Origin of the sequence: Megasphaera geminata F0357, assembly GCF_000239275.1 — a bacterium.
Lineage (GTDB): Bacteria > Bacillota > Negativicutes > Veillonellales > Megasphaeraceae > Megasphaera > Megasphaera geminata.
Map to the genome: position 1 here is coordinate 1 of NZ_JH417595.1, position 1,038 is coordinate 1,038.

Annotated in this window: 1 pseudogene; it reads right to left on the reverse strand. The window is 51.0% G+C overall.

Annotated features, from left to right (window positions below):
* A pseudogene (locus HMPREF0080_RS05335) lies at nt 1-1,038 on the reverse strand (ESPR-type extended signal peptide-containing protein); the annotation flags it as partial.

Sequence of the window (1,038 nt, forward strand, 5' to 3'; positions counted from 1 at the left end):
TTCCTGTATCGCCGCCGTATTTCATGCCGTCATTTAAGGTAGCCACTTCTTCTTTGGTACCGTCTGGTTTCTCGTATACGATACGGGTCGTGGTCGTGCCCGGCGCACCGTCTACTCCGGGTTTGCCGTCACGGGTGACGGAGATGTCTGTCGTTACGCCGTCTTTGCCGTTGATACCGATCTTGCCGTCTTTACCGTCTTTACCTGTAGCGACGATGGTTTCAGTTTTCAGGTTCTTGTCCATCTTGACGACGACGTTACCGTTTGCGTCGGCAAAGGTCTTGATGTTTTCGCCGGAGTATTCGGAAGCGGCTTTTGTCCCTTCTCCCTTGATAGTGACTTTTTCTCCCAGGTTCCGGTGGAATTCCCCTTCATTGCCGGCAAAATCCATGCCTTTTTTCGTCAGTTCTTCAGACGTATTGGTAATCTTTTGGTCTACTGCTTTGAGCTGGTCTTCCGTAGCCGCCTGTCCGCTGGTGATGTTGTTCGGATCCCAGGTTTTATTGGTCAGTCCGTTGACGGTGCCATCTTTCCCGTTGATTTTCACTTTTCCGGCATCAATGTTCCCTGTCGTGCCGTCAATGGTCACTTTGTCTCCGGCTTTGATGATACCTGTCGTGCCGTCGATGGATACCTGTTTGGTCGGATCGGTCCCCAGCGTAATATTATCATTCAGATTTACATGGTACGTTTTGGATCCGTCGGCATTGTCTTCAGAAGTCACCGTTGTATTTTTACCGTCCGCTACTTTTGTGGTAGCACCGGCTGCCGCTTTTTTCAGCTGGTCAACATTAACCGCATCGGTACCGTTGACACCGTCCGCCACGTTAGTGATGACCTGGTTATTGGCATTGAAGCCGTTATTCGTCACATAGGTCTTTCCGCCTACAGTCAACCCGGTATTGTTGATGACCGTATCACCGGTCGTTACGCTTTCGAGGCCTTTCAGGGCTTTGGCGAGACGGACTTTCAGGTTGTCGTTGCCGTCGGATACGACGCCGAGATTGTCATCGTCCGTCAGCTTGGATGTATCCGTAA